At 39.2% G+C, this 23,601-nt stretch carries 14 protein-coding genes; 9 read left to right on the top strand and 5 right to left on the bottom strand.

What is annotated here, in order from left to right; all coding sequences use genetic code 11:
* The first annotated feature begins 41 nt into the window (after positions 1 to 41).
* Positions 42 to 311 (top strand): type II toxin-antitoxin system RelE/ParE family toxin, encoded by a 270-nt coding sequence (locus J5X91_RS04240; RefSeq protein WP_208834114.1) that lies wholly within the window; start codon positions 42 to 44, stop codon positions 309 to 311.
* A gap of 279 nt (positions 312 to 590) precedes the next feature.
* On the opposite strand, the gene rapA is transcribed toward J5X91_RS04240, so the two are convergent.
* Positions 591 to 3,485, bottom strand: coding sequence for an RNA polymerase-associated protein RapA (rapA, locus tag J5X91_RS04235; RefSeq protein ID WP_011329272.1), 2,895 nt, complete (start codon positions 3,483 to 3,485; stop codon positions 591 to 593).
* Positions 3,486 to 3,929: 444 nt separating this feature from the next.
* Between rapA and J5X91_RS04230 the strand changes: the two genes are divergently transcribed.
* The 3 genes from J5X91_RS04230 to J5X91_RS04220 all read left to right on the top strand — a co-directional run bounded on the left by J5X91_RS04230 (position 3,930) and on the right by J5X91_RS04220 (position 10,047).
* Complete coding sequence (locus tag J5X91_RS04230; protein ID WP_086997728.1) at positions 3,930 to 5,327, top strand: PhoH family protein; 1,398 nt, start codon at positions 3,930 to 3,932, stop codon at positions 5,325 to 5,327.
* Between the two features lie 66 nt (positions 5,328 to 5,393).
* A complete protein-coding gene (locus J5X91_RS04225) occupies positions 5,394 to 9,164 on the top strand; it encodes a PAS domain-containing hybrid sensor histidine kinase/response regulator (RefSeq protein ID WP_208834113.1) in 3,771 nt (1,256 codons plus the stop codon).
* On the top strand, positions 9,148 to 10,047 hold the full coding sequence (locus J5X91_RS04220) for a diguanylate cyclase (RefSeq protein WP_011329268.1): 900 nt from the start codon (positions 9,148 to 9,150) through the stop codon (positions 10,045 to 10,047). Before J5X91_RS04225 ends, J5X91_RS04220 begins: the two co-directional genes overlap by 17 nt.
* 124 nt (positions 10,048 to 10,171) lie before the next feature.
* Here J5X91_RS04220 and J5X91_RS04215 read toward each other — a convergent pair whose 3' ends face one another.
* Positions 10,172 to 11,116, bottom strand: a complete 945-nt coding sequence (locus tag J5X91_RS04215) for a D-2-hydroxyacid dehydrogenase (protein WP_011329267.1) — start codon at positions 11,114 to 11,116, stop codon at positions 10,172 to 10,174.
* Positions 11,117 to 11,618: 502 nt separating this feature from the next.
* Here J5X91_RS04215 and J5X91_RS04210 point away from each other — a divergent pair.
* The 4 genes from J5X91_RS04210 to J5X91_RS04195 all read left to right on the top strand — a co-directional run bounded on the left by J5X91_RS04210 (position 11,619) and on the right by J5X91_RS04195 (position 18,426).
* Complete coding sequence (locus J5X91_RS04210; protein ID WP_011329266.1) at positions 11,619 to 12,752, top strand: 1-acyl-sn-glycerol-3-phosphate acyltransferase; 1,134 nt, start codon at positions 11,619 to 11,621, stop codon at positions 12,750 to 12,752.
* Positions 12,753 to 13,069: 317 nt separating this feature from the next.
* Positions 13,070 to 13,315 (top strand): DUF1289 domain-containing protein, encoded by a 246-nt coding sequence (locus J5X91_RS04205; RefSeq protein WP_011329265.1) that lies wholly within the window; start codon positions 13,070 to 13,072, stop codon positions 13,313 to 13,315.
* Positions 13,316 to 13,496: 181 nt separating this feature from the next.
* Positions 13,497 to 13,700, top strand: coding sequence for a DUF3283 family protein (locus J5X91_RS04200; protein ID WP_011329264.1), 204 nt, complete (start codon positions 13,497 to 13,499; stop codon positions 13,698 to 13,700).
* Between the two features lie 220 nt (positions 13,701 to 13,920).
* Positions 13,921 to 18,426, top strand: coding sequence for an EAL domain-containing protein (locus J5X91_RS04195; protein ID WP_208834112.1), 4,506 nt, complete (start codon positions 13,921 to 13,923; stop codon positions 18,424 to 18,426).
* Between the two features lie 57 nt (positions 18,427 to 18,483).
* On the opposite strand, the gene J5X91_RS04190 is transcribed toward J5X91_RS04195, so the two are convergent.
* Both J5X91_RS04190 and J5X91_RS04185 read right to left on the bottom strand, forming a co-directional pair.
* Complete coding sequence (locus J5X91_RS04190; protein WP_011329262.1) at positions 18,484 to 19,437, bottom strand: ion transporter; 954 nt, start codon at positions 19,435 to 19,437, stop codon at positions 18,484 to 18,486.
* The gene (locus J5X91_RS04185) at positions 19,438 to 22,104 is read right to left on the bottom strand and encodes a bifunctional acetate--CoA ligase family protein/GNAT family N-acetyltransferase (protein ID WP_182676531.1); all 2,667 of its coding nucleotides are present in this window, start codon (positions 22,102 to 22,104) and stop codon (positions 19,438 to 19,440) included. It lies immediately after the preceding gene.
* Positions 22,105 to 22,216: 112 nt separating this feature from the next.
* Here J5X91_RS04185 and J5X91_RS04180 point away from each other — a divergent pair, with 112 nt between their 5' ends.
* Positions 22,217 to 22,933 (top strand): SIMPL domain-containing protein, encoded by a 717-nt coding sequence (locus J5X91_RS04180; RefSeq protein ID WP_011329260.1) that lies wholly within the window; start codon positions 22,217 to 22,219, stop codon positions 22,931 to 22,933.
* On the opposite strand, the gene J5X91_RS04175 is transcribed toward J5X91_RS04180, so the two are convergent.
* Positions 22,902 to 23,588 (bottom strand): hypothetical protein, encoded by a 687-nt coding sequence (locus tag J5X91_RS04175; protein WP_182676529.1) that lies wholly within the window; start codon positions 23,586 to 23,588, stop codon positions 22,902 to 22,904. The genes J5X91_RS04180 and J5X91_RS04175 overlap by 32 nt on opposite strands.
* Positions 23,589 to 23,601: the final 13 nt, after the last annotated feature.

Here is a 23,601-nt window from a genome sequence, read left to right as displayed (position 1 = left end):
AAGAAGCAGCCTAGTCTCTAAGTCAAGGCTGTAGAAGCCCATTGATCGACACGGAGTGGCGTCGATGGGTAGTTCACCAGTATGGCTGTAAGGAGTATTCACAGCAGCAAGCAGATACTTATTTTTATGCTTTTTTTACTCTGTTTGAAAAGCTAGCTGCAAATCCTTATTCCTACCAATCAGTTGATCATATTCGTAAAGGTTATCGACGCGCCGTTTGTGGCTCAGATAGTATTTATTACAGAGTTTATGAAACTGATGTTGAAATAATGGCTGTTTTGGGTGGGCAAGATATAGAAGAGTGGTTGTGATTTACAAGTGATTTTAGAAAGAGTTGAATAGCACTTAACTAATCGTTTTATAGGGTTTTTATCAAGTTTTAAGGTGAGCTCAGTAATAAATTTTTTATTACAACAACGCATGCATTAAGTTGAAAATAAAAAGCCTGAGTTCGACACACTACCGAAATCAGGCTTTATTAGCTGCTTAGAAATGAATCCAACTTTATGGGGTCACTTCAAAATACCGCGCTTTCTTCATTCGCACATTAGCAATTTTTTACTAACGGCTGTCAGCTTATCGCCAAAGCGTTAGTGCGAAACCACAATCAAGCGTATCGCATCTAGTTTTAACTGGGTTTTTTCAATGTAGGTAGTCAAATCTGTGCGTTGCTTATCGTAGAAGGTAATTTCTTCTTGGCGAATATTAGGGTTAATTTGCTTAAGGGCAACTAATCGTTGCTGCTCTTCACTTAGTGATGTTTGCATTTTAGCCAGTGACGCAGCACGAATAACTTCAAGCTTTTCTTGTGCCATGTCTTTTGCGGTGCTGATCATTGGGTGAATAGCACTTTGCAATGCGCCGGCTAGTTTACTGGCTGTTTGGCGACCAACGGCAGAAAGCTGCTGATTAAAGCCGTCAAACGCGACGTTTTCACCTAAGTTATTACCTGCTTTATCGAGTAAAATACGAATTGGCGTAGGTGGTAAAAAGCGTCCTACTTGTAATACTTTTGGTGCCATAGCTTCGGCTACAAAAATAAGCTCAACAAAAAAGGTGCCTGGTGGTAGTTTTTTGTTTTTAAGTAAAGCAACCGATGCGCTACCAAAATCGTCGTCACAAATCATATCTAGGGTGCCTTGCACCATAGGATGATCCCAACTAATAAAGTGCACGTCTTCTTGCGAAAGCGCGGTATCGCGGTCAAATGTAACTGTCATGCCATCTTCTCTTAATGCCGGAAACGAGGCGTTTAACATATGCTCGGTTGGCTTTAAGATAATGGTATTTTCGCCTTTATCTTCTTGGCTTACGCCAAAGGTGTCAAATACGTTAATCATGTAACTAGGCAGTTCAAACTGATTGTCTAGTTTTTCAATATCAGCTACCAAAGAGTCGGCTGCGCCTTGGCCCGATGAATGCAGCTCAAGTAAACGGTCGCGTCCGCTTTCCATTTGTTTGCGCAGTACCGCATTTTTTTGTGCTACTTGCTCAAGTAATGGATCTAACTCGTCTTCGTCGCAGTTATGCGCTGCAATGTAATCAAGTAGGTCATCACGGAATTCTTTATACAACATTTGTCCCGTTGACGAGGTAGATTCGAATGCGTCTAGGCCTTCGTTGTACCAACGTAGTAATACTTCTTGGGCGGTGTTTTCAAAATATGGCACGTGAATGTTCACATCTTGAGTTTGTCCAATGCGGTCTAGTCGGCCAATACGTTGCTCTAGTAAATCTGGGTTTAGTGGTAAATCAAATAACACTAAATGATGTGAAAACTGAAAGTTACGCCCTTCAGAGCCAATTTCAGAACACAGCAGTATTTGCGCGTTGTCGTACTCGTCTGCAAAAAATGCAGCGGCGCGGTCACGCTCAATAATCGACATACCTTCGTGAAAAACTGAGGCTTTAATTGCTTCGCGTTCACGTAGTATTTGCTCAAGGCTGATAGCTGTTTCGGCTTTAGCACATATTAGCAGTACTTTTTCACGCTTAAGGGTTTTAAGAGTGTCGATTAGCCAATCTACGCGAGGATCAAATGCTCCCCAGCTGGCGCTTTCGCCTTCAAACTCTTGAAATATTTTTTCTGGGAATAGTGCGCGCTGTGCACTAAGTTCGGGATTTTGAATGCCGCTCATATTGCCCAGTACTGTCATTGCTGTTTTATATTGCTTTGGCAATGGCATAGGGTAGGCGTGTAATATACGGCTAGGGTAGCCGTCAATGCCGCTGCGGCTATTTCTAAATAAGATGCGGCCGGTGCCGTGGCGATCCAGTAACATGTTAAGTATTTCTTTACGCGCGGGTAAATCACCTTGCTGTGCTTTTGCCAGAATATCGGTAATGTCGGTTTCTTTTAATAGCTCAATTAAAGTCGCTTTAGCGCTCTCGTCTAGGCCTTGCTCTTGGAGTAATTGATTAGCAGCTTCGGCAACGTCTTTGTAATTTGCTTCTTCTTCTTTAAACACGTCGTAGTCGTAAAACCTGTCTGGATCGAGTAGCTGTAGGCGAGCAAAGTGGCTGCTATGACCAAGTTGATCTGGCGTGGCGGTAAGTAAAATAAGGCCTGGAATATCTTGGCTAAGCTCGGCCATACGTTGATACTCTGAGCTTGGCTTGCCATTATTAATACTTAAATGATGCGCTTCATCTATTACTAGTAAATCCCAGTCAGCTAAAGTTGCTTGTTCGAACCAACGTTTTTTCTTGGTTAAAAACTCTAGGCTGGTAAGTACCAGTTGTTCGGTATCAAATACATTTGGCGAGTCGGCAAACGCTTCGTCGCAACGATCTTCATCAAAAATAGAGAAACGTAAATTAAAGCGGCGCAGCATTTCTACTAACCATTGGTGCTGCAGATTTTCGGGTACTACAATAAGCACACGGCTGGCACGGCCACTAATAATTTGCTGATGTAAAATCATTCCCGCTTCAATTGTTTTACCAAGGCCTACTTCATCTGATAAAAGTACGCGTGGTGCAAAACGTTTACCCACTTCTTGGGCTATATAAAGCTGATGCGGAATAAGATTAGCACGCTGACCAATTAAGCCTTTTATAGGCGACTGTTCACGTTCAAATTTATGTAACCATGTTTGGTAGCGCAGCGTGTAACGATCAAAACGATCTACTTGGCCGGCAAATAAACGATCTTGAGGTTTGTTAAACTTAATAAAATGATCTAGAAAGGTTTCTTTTAGTTTGGCTGCTTCACCATTATCAACACGAGTACCGTGATAACAAAGTAGCTCGCCTTGCACTTCAATAGACTCAACTTCTAATTCCCACTCTTCAACGCTTTTGATCACATCGCCAGGATTAAATGACACACGGGTTACGGGTGCTTCTGCCCAAGAATAAACGCGGCTTTCGCCACTAGCAGGAAATAATATGCTGACCTGACGGCCCTCAATGGCAACAACTGTGCCTAATCCCAAATCTGACTCTGTATCACTGATCCAACGCTGACCTAAGGAAAAATTCATATATGTCTCGTCTATGAAGAAAAAGGCGGCTATGTTACCTGTTAGACAACACCACTGCAAGGCGCTATTAGCCTCACTTTTAATTAATTCGGTAAGTGTGAATTATTCCTAACAAAACGGCTAACATCTGGATCTTTTTTGGGTAAATAAGTACACAGTAAGATAATAAATAGCTCTGCAGCTATTACTTTGAGCGTTAGCAGCATTAAAAATATTTCCTTAGCAAAACCTACTTAATTAACTTTTAAAATGCACTATTTTAGTCAGTCAATTACTTTAGTTTTAAGGTTTAATTAAAACAAAATCGAGTTTGTAATAAAACGGACTTTTATGACAAATAGACTAAACTAAAATTATACCTAAGTAACTAACGAGCCATCACTACTCAAAAGCACTTAGTTAGTTTGGTATAGCATACTCATCATAAAAAGTAAGGAAAGTGCTATGGAAAATGCTTCGAACCTTAAAAGTAAAATGTATGTGCTAGATACCAATGTATTGCTTCACGAACCCCTCGCGTATTTATCGTTTCAAGAGCACCATGTAGTTATTCCGATGACAGTGTTAGAGGAGCTTGATCATATAAAAGATAGAAAACACGATGTAAGCCGTGATGCTCGCGTGGCTATTCGTGGTTTAGATGAAATATTAAAAAATGCCACACCAGAGCAAATGCTCCAAGGCGTAGCCCTTCCTAGTAATAAAAAAGCGAAAACAGCATCAAACGGCACCTTAATTATTGTAAACGATCATTTATTTGCCGACTCTATTTCTGGCCTGCCAGGCAATGAAAACGATCATCGCATTATTAACTGTGCAGTGCATTTACAAAAGCAGCACACAAATAGCAAAGTAATATTAGTCACTAAAGATATAAACATGCGCTTAAAAGCCAAAGGTGCAGGGCTTAATTATGTTGAGGATTACCGCACCGATCAGCTTATAGACGACATTAGCTTACTAACCAGCGGCTACAAAAAAATAGCCGGAGACTTTTGGCAGCATGTTGGCCAATGTAATACTGAGCAATATGGCCGTGAGACCTTGCATCATGTGGCTAAAAACTTAATCCCTGATGTATTTTATAATGAGTATTTAATTGATGAGGGGGATCAGTTTGCAGCGCGAGTTAAATCGTACGATGAGGAGCATATAACCTTAAAAGATATAGGTTATGAGCGATTAATGAACCAAGGTGCATGGGGTATTAAACCAAAAAATATTTACCAAGGTATGGCACTCGATGCTTTATTAGATACCAGCATAGAACTGGTTATTTTAACCGGCCCTGCGGGGTGTGGTAAAACTTTATTGGCGCTTGCTAGTGCACTAGAAATGGTGATCGAAAAAGGCATTTACGACAAAGTAATAGTAACGCGTAATACGCCAGAAATAGCCGAGTCAATTGGCTTTTTACCCGGCACTGAGGAAGAAAAAATGGCACCATGGCTAGCAGCCATTACCGACACCCTAGAGGTATTACATAAGGGCGACGAAAATCCAATTTCAAGCCGTAATTATATTATGGAAAAAGCCAATATTCAGTTTAAGTCGGTAAATTTTATGCGTGGTCGCAGTATTCAAAATGCAGTAGTTATTTTAGATGAAAGCCAAAACTTAACGGCGGCACAATTAAAAACCATTATTACCCGTTGCGGCGAAGGTACTAAGCTAATTTGTACCGGTAACTTGGCACAAATAGACAGTAACTACTTAACACCGGTTACTTCGGGCTTAACTTATATTGTGGAGCGCTTTAAAAACTTTGAAGGTAGCGCAACAATAAACCTCAATGGTGTGGTACGTAGTCGCCTAGCTTCATTCGCTGAAGAAAACTTATAACTTGCGCTTAACATTATGGCTCGCTAGTCTATTAGCTGATTATTGAGCCATAAAACAGGCAAACAGTTGAAGTTTTTACCCTTAAAAGATTATTACCGCTCTTTAGTTGTGGCTTTGGCCGTGCCTTTGTTTGTGGCTTTATTATTATGTTTGCACCTTTACAATATTAAGGTTGAACGTGCGATAGAAAAGCGCCATGGCGATTTTGCTAATGTATCGGCGCAAATTGAACATACTATGGCTGGGGTAAATAATTTATTTACCGCTATGTTTAATTTGTATCACCAACCTAAGCCGCATTCAGCAGATAGCACAATGCCATTGCACGTTAATCAGTATGATGACTATTACTATCGTTATTTAAGTAATTTAAATGGCGAAATAGTAGGTGCTGGCGAATTTTCTCAATCGCAAAGTGCCTTATTACGCTGGCAAAAAGTCGTCATGTTAGCCCCTTCATTTAACACCACGTTAGCGCTAATACAGTCATTAAGTGCAGTTGCTTATGTTGATGAGCAAGGTTTTGCTTACGTTGCCAGGCGAGATCGTAGCCAAAGTGCCTTTTTAACTGATATTTTAAAAGGCAAATTTAAACCACCACTTTTAACCGAGCAACTCAGCTCTAGCCAAATTATTAAAGTTGCTAATAAAGCCTACTTTGCCATTGGCCGACAACAAGATATTAACTCCCAAGATTACATAGTTCTTATTTATGACTTACAAGCTATTTCTAATTGGCTAAAAAAAGTATCGCCGCAGCAAGGCGAATATATATTTATGAATCAGTATCATGAGGTTATTGCCAGCTCACAAAAGTTGATAAACAAAGCTGTTAAGTTAAATCAATATTGGCCGGCAGTATTAATAGAGCACAATAATACTAAGGAAGTTAAAGGTAATCAGTTTTTAATGCAGCCAATTGGTAACTACCCTATACATGCTGCCTACCATGAGCCAATAGAGCAGTTATCTGCGCCGATTATTTACGAAACAGCGATAGAATTTATATTTTTAACCGTGTTTTTAAGCATTATGTTTAGCGTGTTTTTTTGGTTGAGCCAGCGTATTTTTATCAAGCCGATGACCTTTTTAATGCGTTATCTAGAGCATAACGACACTGTAACTGGCGAGCAGTTAAACTATAAAATTCCTTTAAATTGGCAGCCATGGTTTTTAAAGGTAAAAGCTATATTTGCTAAAAATACTCAGCTGGTCGAATCCCTACAGAACGTTAATAAAGATTTAGATAAAAAATTGCAGCTACAGTCTGAAAAACTAACCAGCAGCTACGAAGCCAAAGAGCGTCATTTAGCTTTACTTAATACTGTACTTAATAACGTTCCTGACTTTATTTATTTTAAAAGTATTGATGGCTTATTTTTAGGTTGTAATAAAGCTTTTGAAACATTTATTGGTAAAAAGCAAGCTGAGCTAGTTGGTAAATTAATAGAAAATGAGAGCAGCGATAGTAAAAAAATTAGTAAGCTAGAGCAACAAGTACTACACAATCGCACGCAAATTCAACAACGTATTGATAGCGCAGAACGCTCTTACTTATTAACCATAGCGCCATTTTATAATGAACAGCAACAACTGTTAGGCGTTATGGGGATTGGCCGCGACATAACCGAGCAACAGCAAACCCTACATGCATTAAAAGAATCAGAAACTAAATTTAGAAGTGCGATAGAGTTTGCGGCTAATGGAGTGGTGTTACTTTCGCTTGATCATACTATTTTACAAGCGAATAAAGCGGCTAGAGAGCTATCTTCTGAACAAAGTTTATTGGCGGGAGCGCCTTTAAATCGGGTGTTTAGTAACCCCCAATGGCAAGAAATTAAAGCCACGTTAGCGCAATTACTAAATAATAAAAAACGGGTATACCATTTAACTTTAGCGCACGGCGAACTGGCAGATTGGTTACAGCTGAGCGTGTCGTTAGTGTGGAATGAAAATGCCGAGCCGCTGTATTACGTTATTCATATTCAAGATATAAGTATATTAACCAAAGCAAAACATGATGCAGAGCGCGCCACATTGGCAAAAAGTCGATTTATTGCTAATTTAAGTCATGAGATCCGCACACCGCTAAATGCGGTATTTGGTTTACTTGATATGCTTATTGAGCAAGGACTTACGCCAAAACAATTAGAACAAACCGCGCAAGCTAAGCACGCAGCACACAGCTTGTTGTTAATGCTTAACAGAATGCTGGATTTTGCACGGGTAGAAAGTGTGGCAGCGCAGTTAAAACTCGCGCCATTTAGCGTTATTGAGTTGGTTGATATTTGTGAAAGTTTAACGGCACCTTTATGTGAAAACAAAGGGATTGAATTAATTATTGATATTGATCCCTTAATTGCCCCCAACCTTATATGCGACAGCATTCGCTTACAGCAAGTATTAGGTAACTTATTAACTAATGCTGTTAAATTTACTAAAGTCGGTAGTATTACCCTTAAAATGGATTTATTACCGAGCGATACCTCAGAGCAACAACATATTTGCTTTAAGGTAATAGATACCGGAGTTGGCATAGATAAAGCCGATCAAAGGCGCTTATTCGATGCCTTTACCCAAGGGGATGAGTCATCTACGCGAACTCATCATGGCGTGGGCTTAGGGCTGGCTATTGTAAAGTCGGCAGTGCTGTTAATGGGTGGCGAAATAGCGCTAAATAGTGAAAAAGGCGAAGGGTGTGAGTTTTACTTTAGTGTTTTATTAGATGTTGTACCTGCTTGTAAGCAGCTACCTGATAATACATTAGTTATTTTATCAGCGCATAGTCACGAATTAACTCAGGTTATAAATGCATTTCCTACGCTAACTTATACTAATTTAGAGCAATTATTAAAATCTCCTCGGGAGCATTTAAAAGCCAAGCAATTAATTATAGGTGCAGCAGATTTACCTGCTTTATTAGCGGTAGCTGTAATTAAAGATATTTTATTTGCAAAAGCAATTACGCTTATTGTTGTAAGTAATCAACCAAGGTTAAATTTGCCGATCAGCATGGGTTTAACTGTACAGCATATTAAAACGTCAGCGCTTGCACAGCGATTGTTTAATTTAAATTTAGAGTCAGCTTTAAAAATAACGAATACAACGAAATTAAACCCAAGTGTGTCGGGTCTTTTAGTGTTAGCGATTGACGATAATCAATTAAACTTAGAAATAATTAGCAGCGTGTTACGCCAAGCAAAAATTAATGTGGTTACAGCCACTAGTGCCATTGATGGTATGGCATTATTACCGAATTTAATGCCAGACTTAATTTTAATGGATGTGCAAATGCCTCATTTAGATGGTTGCCAAGCAACAACTTTAATTAGGCAGCAGTATAGTGCAGAGCAATTACCTATTTTTGCACTAACCGCTCATTGTGAGCCTGCAGATATTGAACGCTCTTTAGCGTGTGGCATGAATAAGCATTTAACTAAACCTGTGGTTGCAGAAGTGCTTATAGGTGCAATAACCGATTTAACACCTTATAAGCCGAGCTTTTTTGAGTACTCATTTGCTTTAACTCAGTTTAGTTTAAACGAAACACTGCTTAACACTATGATCGGTAAATTTGCTAGTGTGTGCAAAACTCAATTAGCGCAGCTCAAAATAAGTAATAATAAAGATGACTTAATTCGTATAGCGCATAGTATTAAAGGCGTAGCGGGTAATTTAGGCTTTAGTCGACTGTCGCAATGTGCACAGCAAACTGAAAAAGATCTTAAAACAACCGATAAAGCTGTTGAAATAACAACGAAAGAGCTTATTATGCAGTTAGAACAGGTGGTTGTTTTTATAAACGTTTTAGGGGCAATGGATGTCAAAAAAAGCTAAAGTATTAATTGTTGATGATGATGCTCTTAATCGAATTGTACTCGAAAAAACACTTAGCGATGAGCATGAGGTGTTTTTAGTTAAAAGTGGTGACGAAGCGCTTACTTTTATAAAAACAACACAAGTTGATTTAATTATACTCGATATTGTTATGCCAGGAATGAATGGCTACGAAGTACTGGTTAAATTAAAAGAAGATTCAGCAACGCAAATGATCCCGGTTATTTTTATATCGGCAAATAGCAGCCATGATGACGAGTCTAAAGGTTTAGAACTAGGTGCAATGGATTATATAACTAAGCCATTTTGTTCATCAATTGTGCGCGTAAGAGTACGTAATCAACTGCTTATTAAGCAAAAAAATGATTTGCTTGAAATGTTAGCTTCGATTGATGGCCTAACCGAAATACCCAATAGACGCAACCTAGACGAAAACCTATCTCGTGAATGGCGTAAAAGTAAGCGCAACAACACACCACTTTCAGTGCTACTTATGGATATAGATCACTTTAAGCGTTACAACGATACTTATGGGCACCGAGCTGGCGATGACTGCTTAAAAGCGGTGGCTCAAGCACTTGCGGCACAATGTGAGCGTGGCAGTGACTTTATTGCACGCTATGGCGGAGAAGAGTTTGCAGCCGTTTTACCCGGTGTAGATAAAGCTGAAGCGACAGGCTTTGCAAATAAGCTACGTAATGCTGTTAATGCATTAAATATAGCGCATAAAGCATCGCTTAATGCTGAGCATGTAACTATTAGTATTGGTGTAGCAAGTACTGAAAACGCAAGTATTGAAACTGAGCAGGCACTTTTAGAAGAAGCTGATTTAGGTTTATATGCAGCGAAAGAGGGTGGCCGTAATCAAGTTGTTGCCCGCTAATTAAACTTTTATTTGTAAAGTAAACGCCAACGCTATTGGCGTTTAATAGTTAATTTTCGGATGAACACGTTTTAAAAAGTGTAGCGCTTTTTAGAGCTACACAGCTGGGTACTACAGCAAGGTATTACACTAAGCGATTACGTGATTGCTGCTGCGTAAACGCCATAATATTTAAACTTACCTCATTTACCAAACGTACAATTGACTCTGTGCTTGCCCAAGCAATATGTGGCGTAAGCAGTAAGTTATTGCCTTTATAATTAGCCAGTGGGTTAGTTAGTTCAGCGGGCTCTTTAGTCAGCACATCAACCCCGGCACCTGCAATTAAGTTTTGCTCAAGAGCGGTTGCTAAGTCTGCTTCGTTAATAATGCCGCCACGTGCAGTATTAATGATAATGCTACTTGGCTTCATCATTTTAAGCTCATTGAGTGTAATTAGATCGCGAGTTTCATCGGTTAATGGGCAGTGCACACTAATTATATCGGCGGTTTTAATTGCTTGTTCAAAAGGGATACGACCTTCACGGCACTGTGTCCCTTTGCGCTCAGCAGTAATTACATTTGCGCCAAAAGCGCTAGCAACCGTTGCAACCGCGCTACCAAGTGTTCCACCACCAATAATAGCGAATGTTTTGTCTTGTAAATCGTTAAAGCTATAATCTAGACGGCAAAACATTTCACTTTTTTGCCATGCACCTTGCTGGCAGTCTGCTTGGTAGCGATGTGTATTACCTAATAAATTAGTGATTAAAGAAAAGGTATGTTGTACTACAGAGGGGGTTGAATAGCCGGCAACGTTAGTTACTGCAATACCAAGCTCTTTAGCTGCTACTAAATCTACATTATTAGTACCAGTGGCACTAACACAAATTAGCTTTAGTGATTTTAATTGGCTCATAGTTTCACGGTTTACAACTGCTTTGTTGGTAATTAAAACGTCAGCATTTTTACTATGAGCAACAACTTGCTCCGCACTTGTTAATTCATGAACGGTAAGCTCACCTAATTGAGCAATACAATCAAGTGATGTTTTAGCAAGAGTCGCATTATCGAGAATAGTAATTTTCATATTTTTTCCTAAAATTAAACCCCATTTAAGAGAGTTATTTGCAATGCTTGCATTGCTTGATTTGAGGTTGGAAATATTTGCAGTACTAATGAAAGCAAATACAGCGCAGCATACGTATGCAAGATTAATACACTAAAGTACTATAAAGCATACACTTTGTTAATTTTAAAGTCGTAAAAACGTAGGCCAACTTAAATGTGGTCTGCCCACTAGGTTAGTTGTTACATGCTACCCTTTACGGCTATTTTGTTGTACTGCCGTCGCCATGCAGCTTTAGTAAAGCTATTTGCTTTAACTAATATTCACTATAAATAACAACAGGGCAATGTAAGTAGCATCAAGTGTGCAAACTTATAAACTTGCCGACTAAACTATAACTCTATTTGAACTAGGTAAATCGAACTTTAGTATTGCTAGTTTCGTATTTTTGATTGAGTTATAATCAAAATTAGACACGACGGTGCGCTTTGGCGTGCCGTTTTTAACTTTGTAGATGCGCTAAATGATTGAATTAGAAGATAAGTACGCTGACATAAGACCTTACAATGATGATGAAGTTGCCACTTCGCTGAAGCGTTTAATTGACGATAATGCATTTATTGATGTAATTGCAAAGTACAATTTACCACGCATTTTATCGGCAATTCCATTTGTTGCACGACCATTAATTAGACAGCAACTACGTAAAAAATGGGGCCAAATTAATAGCGTTGAAGATGTACAAAATGAAGTTGCAAAGTATTTAAATAAGTTAGTAAAACGCACTACGTCAGAAGTCACTTTTTCAGGGTTGGATAAACTAGACCCTAATCAGGCCTATTTATTTATATCGAATCATCGTGACATTGTGCTCGATCCGGCTTTAGTAAATTGGGGATTGTTTCAACATAAAATGAAAACAGTGCGCATTGCAATAGGAGATAATTTATTGCAAAGACCCTATATCACTGAGCTTATGCGATTAAATAAAAGCTTTATAGTAAAGCGATCTGCAAAAGCGCCTAAAGAAATGCTTAAAGCATTAACGCAGTTATCTTCCTATATTTATGACTCACTAACAGCAGGAAACTCTATTTGGATAGCGCAAAAAGAAGGGCGAGCAAAAGACGGTGTAGATCAAACCGATCCGGCACTACTAAAAATGCTACAACTAAATGGGCGTAAGCAAAAAAAAGAATTTGGCGATTATATTAAAGAGCTAAAAATAGTGCCGGTATCAATATCGTATCAATACGAACCCTGCGCAATTGCTAAAGCAAAAGAGCTTTATCATAAACAACACCATGGTCAATATGTAAAATCTGTAGGTGAAGACATAGCCAGTATTGTTGAAGGTTTTAGCTCATCTAAAGGACATATTCATTTAGCTTTTGGACAGCCGATAGAGTCACATTGCGACAGCGCAGATGAGCTGGCTAAAACAATAGATAAACAAATAATAGATTCATTTTATTTGCACCCAGGTAACTTTATAGCAGGCGGCTGTACAGAAGCGGTCATTAATAAAGCCGACGCAGCAAAGTTTGCAAAACGTATGGATAAAGTGCCCGAAGAGCTTAAACCTTTGGTATTAGCTATGTATGCAAAGCCATATCATCGTAAAGCAGAAGTAAATATTAAAAGTTGTGAGCATTAAAAGCTAAAGGCAGTTTTTGGCGATTATATTTTAGCTTTTAGTAAGCGATAAAAGTCACTCAGTATTTATTTAAAGTATTTTTATTACTGAAAGCTAATAGCTAAAGCTGCTTTTTGTTACGGCACTTTAGCTAAAGCGAAGTAAATTTGTATTACAGCTTCAGCGCATGTTGGGCTGTGGTTTATGCCCCGGCTGATACCTACATTTTATCTGGTTAAGAGATTTACTAAACGTCCAGAGCTAATTACTCACAAAGCTGCTCTTTGAGTAAATAACGCTATACTTAACCTGTATCTTTATAAGTGTGGGGAGGGGCAATGCAACAAATTGAAATATTTGATATTCCAAGCCCTTGCAAGAGTATTTGTTTGGTTAATAATAGGGGATATTGTAAAGGTTGTTATCGTAGCCGCGATGAGCGTTTTTTATGGAATTCGTTAACCAACGCACAAAAGAAAAAAGTATTAAATTTGTGCCAGCAGCGCTACAAGCGTTTTATACAAAAAAAACTAGACGTTACTGCCGCTAGCGAATTAATTAATCAGCAAGGTTTTGACTTTTAGTTAGGGGGCGTGCCCTTTGTTGATTAAATTCGTAATTATCTGAGCCAATAAGCTATTAAATCCCCAAACATAATATAGCATTTAGCTGACTAAGCTTGTTGGCCTAGATGCTTTATTAAAGCAGCATTCATAACTATTTATAAGTATAATAAAACATCTTTAGTAAGTAATAGGAGTTACTGTGAGTTTTAATTTATGTAATTTACCTCGTGAACAAAAGTATCAAATTCAGTTAGATTATGAGGCTTCTTTTTGGGCGTATCAAATTAAGCGCGGGAAAAAAACACGTGAGCAAATATATAACACCCTCCATAGCCGCCCTATTGCAGAGCAAGCTTCTTTAAAGCAACAATTTGAAAGGTATTTAGCACTAATGTTAGGCTAATGTTGTGCTTACTTGAGCAGCTCGAGTTGATTTAAAACCTCTTTAGTTTATAGGATTTATACATTCATCTCTAAAAGTAGACCTGATTTATACCGCACTATTGGTTTTAACTCGGTGTTAACATATAATCATTCCTTAGTAGTGCTTTTGGTGTGTGCCAATATCGTATATCGTCGCTGTCAAATACCTATCAAAAGCAACATAATAAGTGGGATCAAGAATGGGTAAAGCTATTAACAGAACAATAAGTTGCTTGCTCGCACTTATGCTAATAATGAGCAGCCAAATAAACGCACAAGTGAAGCGTTTATCTCCTAGTGAGGGGCTATCTCAAAGCTATGTTAATACTATGCTTATTGATAATAACGGTTACTTATGGCTGGCAACAGAAGGTGGCCTTAACCGTTATGATGGCTACCAAGTAATGCCAATTAACGGGCCTAATGGTGAGCTTGAAGAAGCTATTATTGACCGCATATATCAAGACACCCAAGGGCATATTTGGATTGCCTCACTGCTGGCAGGGCTATTTCGCTATGATCCAGCTACCGATTCTTATAAACAGTTTTTAGAAAAGCCGCTAAGCGAAGAGCAGATAATTAATCAATCTGTTTTTAGCATGTTAGCAATAGATGATAAAACCCTCTGGATTGGCCGAGGCCGTGACTTTGCAAAGCTTGATATTGAAAGTGGTGAAATAACCACTATTTTTGAGCTTCCGAGTAAATACAAAAGCACCCTAGTTAGAAAGCTATTTTATTATAACGGCTATATATTTATTGGTACTAGTCATGGTGCTTATGTGTTTGATATTGCCAGTGAAAAAGTTCGGCCATTAGAGCATTTACGCGCAGAGGCTGAGCATATTTACCAAAATAATGTGAAGTCATTTGCTATTGCTAACAATAATCAGCTATTAGTGGGCGCTGTTAAAGGGTTGTACCAAGTTGATATTAGCAATTTATCGAGCATGTTTGAGCGCCCCGATGTGGCATTTAACAATAGTGTATTGCTTGATAATTTAAACATTTGGCAAATTACAAATGACCATGAAAAAATTGATTTAGCCACTGATAAAGGGTTGTTCAAGTTTAATTTAAAAACGGGGGAAATAATAAAAAACACCCGCATTAACCAAAGTAAATATACCCTAGCCGATACCAGTATTATTGATATGGTTAAAGATAATTCTGGTGGAACATGGGTGGCCACTAAAACAGATGGGGCGTTTTATTTAGCCAATAATAACTATCAGTTTACCAATGTTGAGAGCAGCATGCTTGGCGGTGACGGCTTATCGCATCATTCTATTTGGGGTATTACTGAGTATAAAGACAAGCTATGGCTAGCTACGCATAATGGTTTAACTGAAGTTGATTTAAAAACAAATATAGGCAAAACGTATTTACAAGATTTTAAAGTTGATTTGCTAACCACTGAATTTACTATTTATAAAATAATGCCTTATAAAAATAAATTATGGCTGCACTCCAACAGAGGTTTATTTATTTTTGACCCTGTTAGCCTGCAATTAACTGAGCCGAAAACACAAAATCCGAGCAACCAAAAGCTGATCGCCGGCTGGGTTCATGGTGTTACTTTAATGCCCGATGGTAACTTGTACTATGTGCACTCAGATCATGGCATGCTTATGTATAATATTAATACCCAGCAACTAACCCAGTTAGAGGGCGAGTTTACTCAGTTTGACCCTTTTTTAGCGCATGGGTTTTTACCACCATTATCGACACAACCAGATAAACCTTTATTTTTTAGTGGTGGGATTTTATATCAAGTTAATCCTCACAGTTTAACTCTAAAAATAATATATAAGGTTCCTAAACAACATGAAAATGTTGCCATAAATGTGCTGTCGTATGAAGTTGATCGTAATAATATTTTATGGCTCTCGTTATCCAACTTTGGCCTGATTGGCATTGATGCCTTAACGTATGAACTTGTTCATACTATTGATTTAGACAAAAACAAATTGGGTACCTTATTGTACGATATGGTGCTTGATGACGATGGCATGATTTGGATGAGTAGTCATAAAGGCATTTGGCGTTTAAACCCGACTACACTGCATTTTCAGCAATTTACTACGTCAGAAGGGCTGCTCTCTGCAGAATTTAACAGCGGCGCTATGGCACATTTAAAAGATGGGCGTATTGCTTATGGTAGCCTAAAAGGCTTTACCTATTTTCACCCAATGAACAATCAAAACACCAAAGCGTTAATTGATCACGTTAATATTACTCGGATCAATTTAATGTCGCGAAACTTGTCGCTTAATTTACAGCAACCACTTGAAGAAATAACATTAAATCATGACGATATAGGTTTAGAAATAGCTTTTTCGGCAATGTCGTTTAGTTTTCAAGAGCGGATTATTTATGAGTATCAGCTCGATAACGGGCAAAAAAGTTATACCCGTAACAACAGAGTGTTATTTCCAAAATTAAATCCGGGTAACTACCAATTAAAAGTGTGGGCTAAAGACCCATTAACCGGCGAATATACGTCGCCCGCTAGTTTAAAAATAAAAGTGAAATACCCACTATGGCGTGCCCCTTATTTTGTGGTGCTATATGCATTATTGTTAATTGCTTTAGTGGTTGCTTGGGTAATGCGCCGCAATAAAATACAGCGTATTTTATTGGCAGCTCACAAAGAAAGTAAAGAAAGCGAAGCGCGTTTAAAACTGGCACTAGAGGGCAGTGAATCCGGGGTTTGGGACTGGCAGTCAAGCAGCCTTAGTATTTATCAACCGCGGTTAATAAATGAATTAGGCTACAGCGTTGAATGCGTAAATTTAGATGACTATTTAGTAAAAATACACCCACAAGACAGACCTTTATTTAGATTGGAGTGGTTAGAGTTTTTATCTACAGATAAAGGATCTTTTAATTGTACCTACAGGCTTAGGCATGCAAAAGGGCATTGGCGCTGGTACAAAGATTTTGGCAAAGTAGTAGAGTGGCATAATAAATTACCGCAAAAAGTGGCCGGAACTTACACCAATATGACCCGTGAAATGGTGTTTGAAGAGCATGCTCGCTTATTCGCAGCAGCCTTTGAGCAAACTCGCGATTGGGTATTTATACTCGATAAAAACTTTAATATACGCGCCTCTAATAAATCCTTGCAAACTGCGTTTAACTTCCCAGCTGAGCCACGCTCTAGCCGAGTACTTAATTTAGGAATTTCGCGCAGCAGCCGCTTTGATTACTTGCGCATTATGCAAAAGCTCAATGTAGGGGAGCACTTTTCTTGCGAAGACACAGTAACATTGGTTAATAACGAGCAACGCCACGTGCTTGTTAAAATAAGTGCAGTTGCCGATAACGAACACAGACTAACCAGTTACGTTGTTATTTTAACCGATATTAATGCACAAAAATTAGCAGAAAATGAGCTGCATATACTCGCCAACTACGATCAGCTAACTAGCCTGCCAAATAGGGCATTATTTAATGACCGTGTAATACATGCCATTGAGCAAGCACAGCGCCATAACAGCAAGGTTGCTTTGCTGCATATTAATATTAAACGCTTTAAACACTTTAATGATTCGTTAGGGCGAGAAGTTGCCGATGAATTGATTAAAACAGTGGCTGAGCGATTAAAAAGTACCTTACGCCCCAGCGATAGCGTAGCTCGATTTGGTGGTGATGAATTTGTTGTGTTGGTTGAAGATATACAGCAAATAGAAGAGGTATTGCTCGTTTGCACTAAATTAATGGGCTGTGTTAATAAAAATATTGCCCTTAATGGTCAAATAATTAATATTAATTTAAGCATTGGTGTTGCCACATATCCAGGTGATGCGCAGCAATATAAAGATCTATTAAAAGCTGCCAATATTGCTTTATACCACGCTAAAGATAATTTAGAAGGGAGCTATAAGTTTTATAAGCAAGAGATGAATCAACGGGTGCAAAAAGCACTGCACCTAGAATCGCAGTTAACTAAAGCGTATCAAGAGCATGAATTTTGTAATTATTATCAACCTATTATAAGTGCTAATAGCCAAAAAACCGAAGGCTTTGAAGTATTGCTACGCTGGCCAAAAAATCAATTAGTGAACACTCAAGAGTTTTCGTTAGCGGCAGAGAGTATTGGTTTAATTACAAAAATAATGCTGCAAACATTGGGCCGTGCTTTAGAAGAGTTAGTGGCTTGGCGCAAAATTGCTCCCGAGTTATATTTGTCGATTAACTTATCGGCACTCGATTTTGAATTTGAACACTTGGTGCCTGAAATTAAAAAGGCATTAATTAAAGCAGCTATCCCTTCTAAGGCGATTGTATTTGAAATAACAGAATCAATATTAATGCGCGATTCAAAGCAGGCCTTATCGAGTATGGATATGTTAAAACAACTAGGTTGTAGGCTTTATATGGATGACTTTGGTACAGGTTACGCATCGTTAACTTATTTGAAGCGCTTTCCTATTGATGTATTAAAAATTGACCGTAGTTTTGTACAAGATATAGGGGTTGATTCTAATGATGAGGCAATTATCCAATCTACGCTTACTTTAGCCCACAGCTTAAATAAAGAATGTGTGGCAGAAGGCATTGAAAGTACCCATCAATTAGTATTTTTAAAAGCACTTGGTTGCGACTATTTTCAAGGTTATTTATTTAGTAAACCTGTGCCCACAAATGCTGTTATTCCTTTAATTACTCGCGATTGGAGCGACGTGTTTAAGCAAGATTAAAGGAAAGCCCTTAGTGTGCAGTTGCCAGCTAAAAGCTGACAACTACTTTTAACTTATTTATGGGCGCTTGCCACAGTTTCTACAAAACATGTGTTCGCTGCGCTCGTTAAGCTGAACTTTTATGGCTTTATTGGCCTCTAGTTTACTCAGCCCTAGTTTGTAACGCAGATCTTCAAGGTGACTGAGGTGCTCCTCGCTGAGAGTGCCGTTAGTGATCTGTTCATGTACTGCATTTTCGAATACTTGACGGCGTTTGCGTACTTGCTCTGAAAAGCTCGATGCAAGTAAACCGGTAGGCACTGCAACCATTCCCATACTCACTAGGGTTATTACCCCACCAAATAGTTTACCAATAGGTGTTATGGGTACTACGTCGCCGTAACCTACGGTAGTTAGCGTTGCCATAGCCCACCACATTGCCGCAGGGATAGAGCCAAATTTATCGGGCTGTATATCGTGTTCAAGCAAATAAATACCACAAGAGGCTAAAATAAGCACCACGGCCATAATAAAAAATGCCGCTAAAAGTGTACTGCCTTCATCAATAAATGCTTGTAACAGCAACTGCATAGCACGCGAATAACGGGTTAACTTAAATACTCGCAGTAACCTTAAAACTCGTAAAAAGCGCAAATCTAGCATAAAGAAAAACATCAATAAGCTAGGTAATATAGCAATTAAATCAATTAATGCTAAAGGCGAAAAAATATAGTGCAAGCGTCGTTTGGTATTTGAGCCCTCAATAGCTGCATATTTAACTCTGTCTACACAGGTCCAAAGCCGTATTATGTATTCAATAGAAAATATAGTTATGGAAACAATTTCTAATAAGAAAAATTCTTCATGGTACTGTTTAGCAATACTCGATACAGACTCAAGGACAATGGCAACTACGTTGACCATTATGAGACAAACCAGCATTACATCAAGTATGTGCCCCGCGCGCTGATACTCTCCAGAGGCTTCAAAAGTGTGCGCAATTTTTTGTCTAAGTTTTCGTATATAGTTCATTTATAGTTTAAGTACCATATTTATACTGCCTTCTTCAAAGTCGCGGCTTATTTTAAAGCCCAATTTACGCGCAAGCTCAATCATGCCGGTATTCTCTGGTAAAGTAATCCCTTCAATAGATTTAACTCCTTGGCGCTTACAGTGCTCAATTGCGGCTGTCATTAATATACGACCTAGGCCAAGGCCTTGGCAGTCTGAGCGCACTACAACGGCAAATTCGGCCTGTAAATTATCAGGATCCATAATAACGCGCGATACGCCAAGAGTACGAGGCTGCCCTTGATATGTTTGAGATACAATAAAGGCCATTTCACGGTCGTAATCTATTTGCGTCATTTTAGCGAGTTGGTCGTGATTAAACTGCCTTAACTCCCCAAAAAATCGTTTATAGCGATCCTCTTTAGTTAAAGACTGATCGAACTGCTGATGTGCTTGCTCATCTTCTGGTTTAATTGGGCGCAGCGTCGCTTGGGTATTATTTTTTAACGTTACGGCCTCTACCAATTCAATCGGGTAGGGGCGAATAGATAAACGTTTACGATGCGTTTGCACTCGATAGCGGTTAATGGTCATGGTGGCGTCCAGCACTAAAAATTGCCCATTACTGGCTAATATAGGGTTGAGCTCTAAGGAACTAATGTCGGGCTGATCAATTACTAACTGCGAGATGCGAGTAAGCAGTGCGCAGAGCCGATATTTATCTACTTTTTCAGGTAGAATACGATCCTTTAGTACGCCTTTATCGTGCGCCGCGGCAATTAAGTATTTTGCTAGGTTCATATTTAGCGGTGGCAAAGCTACTGCTGCTTGTGCGTATTCAAGGCCGGTGCCTGCTTCTCCTAGTAAAATAACGGGACCAAAATTAGGCTCTGTTTTTATTGCTATTCGCAGCTCGTTGGCTCCGGCACGCGGCGCCATTTTTTGTAGCGAAAAACCATCAATAATGGCATCGGGATAAGTGTTCTTTATTCTTAATAACATCGAAAAAGCAGTTTGCTCTACTTCTTGAGCGTCATTTAAGTTAAGCACTACGCCACCCACTTCAGATTTTGAAGGAATGCTTGGGCTAATTAATTTTAGCGCCACCGGAAACCCTAACTCAATGGCTTGCTCTTTTGCTTCTGTTGGCGTGTAAGCCACTTCGGTTTGAATACACTCAATACCGTAATGACTTAAAATTTGGCTCGCTTGATGGGTCGGTAAATAACTTTGTCCTTCTTCTAAAAATTCATTTACTAAGGCTTTAGCTGCCGACTTATTAATTTTTGTATCTACGGTATTCGACTCAGGGGTTTGGGTTAAATGCTTTTGATTGCGTCGATAACTAACTAAGTGCATAAAGGCCCCAACAGCGCCCTCGGGAGTACGATAAGTTGGGATCGCGTTATTAGCGCAAACACGCCTAGCAGCATAGGCGGCATCTTCACCGGTAAAGTTAGTAATAACATACGGGCGCGCCATTTTTGGGAGTGCTTGTAAGGTTTTAACAATAATATTTGCATAGTCTTCGCTAGGTGCTAGCGCAGATGGAGTGTGAATAATCAGTAAGTTTTTTACTTCAGGAGCTTTAAGTAGAATTTCTAACGCCTGCTTATAGCGGCTCGGGGCTGAGTCACCAAAAATATCCACCGGGTTTGAGGCCTTCTCTGAGCGAGGAATTACTTTATTGAGTGCATCACATGTCTCGTCACTCAATTGCGTTAATTTACCTGAACTTTGTATTAGCTCATCTACTGCCATTACGCCAGGGCCGCCACCATTGGTTAAAATAGTGAGCTGCTCTACTTTTAATAATTTTGGGTGCATGGCTAATGTTTGCGTTGCAGCAAATAGCTCGCGTAAATCGTTTACTCTTAACATACCCGCGCGCTGAAATAGAGCATCGTATACCGCATCCGAGCTATGCGCTATTCCCGATTGAGCTTCAGCGGCAATAGCGCCCGCATGGGTCCTGCCCGTTTTAATTACAATTACGGGTTTGCTAAAAGCAGCCGCTCGAGCGGCTGAAATAAAGCTGCGACTGTCCTCAATGTTATCTATGTAGAGCAAAATAGCCGTAGTTTTAGCATCGCGACCTAAAAAGTCGAGCAATTCAGTAAATTTAATATCCAGACAATCGCCCATTGACACAAAGTAAGAAAAGCCAATTTCTTTATTTTTTGCCCAATCTAAAATGGTTGAGCACACTGCCGCCGATTGTGAAACGAAAGCGAGTTTGCCAGGGCTCGCTACGGTATGTGAAAAGCTGGCATTTAGGCCAATATGAGGAATTAATAACCCTAAAGAATTTGGGCCCAACAGCGTAACTTGATGGCTAAGTGCGCACTCTTTTAAAGTTTGTTTTTGTGCGTTACTTAAGCCGTCAGCAATGATGATGGCATTATGACAGCCCAGTTTTCCAAGTTGCTCAATAATAAGGTCTAAGGTGTTTTTATTGGTACAAATAACCGCGAGATCAGGTACTTTTGGTAGGGCATCAATACTAGGGTATGCCAGTACACCATGCACCGCAGTGTGGTTTGGTGTTACTGGCATAATTGGCCCTTTAAAACCACTTTGCAATAAGTTACGCATAACTACGTAGCCAGCGCGGGTTGGCGTGTTAGATGCCCCAATAACGGCTACTGAGCTTGGGTTAAAAAACTGACTGATACGCTTGAGACTCATGGCTTTTCCTATGCTGATTAATCTTTGCTATCTGTAATTTCACAATGTACTCTGTTTATATTATATTTTCGAGCGTTTAGGGTTGTTTTAGGCGCTTAACAAGGGAGTTTTAATGAATAAAGTATCTAACTTTAATATTGTTATTGCGGCTATTTGTTTAAGTATAGGCCTAATTAGCTTAGGATTTATTTTAAAAGGTGCTGCGCTTGATATCAAAGGTATGGAACGTACCGTACAAGTAAAAGGATTGGCTGAGCAAGAAGTGCTGGCCGATACCGTGATCTGGCCACTACAATTTAGTGATGCCGACAATAACTTAGAAGCGTTAGTGAGTAGAGTTGAGGGTAAAAACGATGCAGTAATTGCATTTTTAAAGTTACACGGCTTTGATGATGAAGAAATTAGCACTGGCAGCCAATCAATTATAGATAAACAAGCTCGCGAATACGGCAGCGAAAATCAACAATTTAGATATATAGTGCGCTCTAATATTATTGTTTATTCAAATGCGCCCGACAAAGTAAAAAATGCCCTGAGCAAGGTAAGTCAGCTGGCTAAGCAAAATATTGCCATAGTGCAAGATAACTACGAAACCCGTGTGGAGTATATGTTCACTGGTTTAAACGACATTAAACCAGCAATGGTACAAGAGGCCACCGAAAAAGCCCGTGAAGTTGCGACTAAATTTGCCAAAGACTCAAATTCAAAATTAGGTAAAATAAAAACGGCTCGCCAAGGGCAATTTAGCATTAGTGATCGTGACTCTAATACGCCGCAAATCAAAAATATTCGCGTGGTTACGAGTGTGGAATATTATCTTTCTGACTAAGTAAATTAATCACTTGAGTTATTGAGCGCTGTAAATAGGCAGCGCTTAATAAAAGCGTGGTTTCGTTTACCGTATTGCTTTGTAATACATTTAATAATTGCTGTTTTGCTTGTGCATTTTGCTTTTGCTCCATTTCCATTAATGCGAGTAGCGCCGAAAACTCATGCTTTATTGGCGTAGTCGGTTTATTTGCATAAGCAATATAACAGGCAACTGGCGTTAACCCTTGCAGGTTAGGCTGTGCCAGCGCTTTGAATAAGTCATCGTTAGATTCAAATAACATTAACGAACGTACATAGTTAAACGGTAAATTATTTGCATCAGGGTGTTTAAATACAGTATGCAACACAGTGTTACCGGCCTCATTTTGCGCCAAAAAACCCTTGTTAACTTTAAGCGCAGGTGTAAAAAAGCTTAATGCGTCTAGGGTGCTTAGTTGGCTAATAAACGATGTTGGTAAAGGGTTACTGGTTAAAATACGGATTGCCACATTTTGCATAAAGTTATATTTAACACTCATTCGCTGCGCGCTTTGATACAAGTGCATTAATTGGCTTGCTTGCTGAGCAGGCGTTAACTGCTTAAAGTCGTTATCAAGCTCGTCGAGTTGATACTTAGCAAGGCGTGCGTTAAGTAATTGTATGCATAATTCCATGGCTTATCTCCTT

Source organism: Pseudoalteromonas sp. K222D (assembly GCF_017653575.1).
GTDB classification, from domain to species: domain Bacteria; phylum Pseudomonadota; class Gammaproteobacteria; order Enterobacterales; family Alteromonadaceae; genus Pseudoalteromonas; species Pseudoalteromonas nigrifaciens.
The sequence above is the reverse complement of the archived record's forward strand: the minus strand, read 5'-3'. Positions and strand labels throughout refer to the sequence as shown.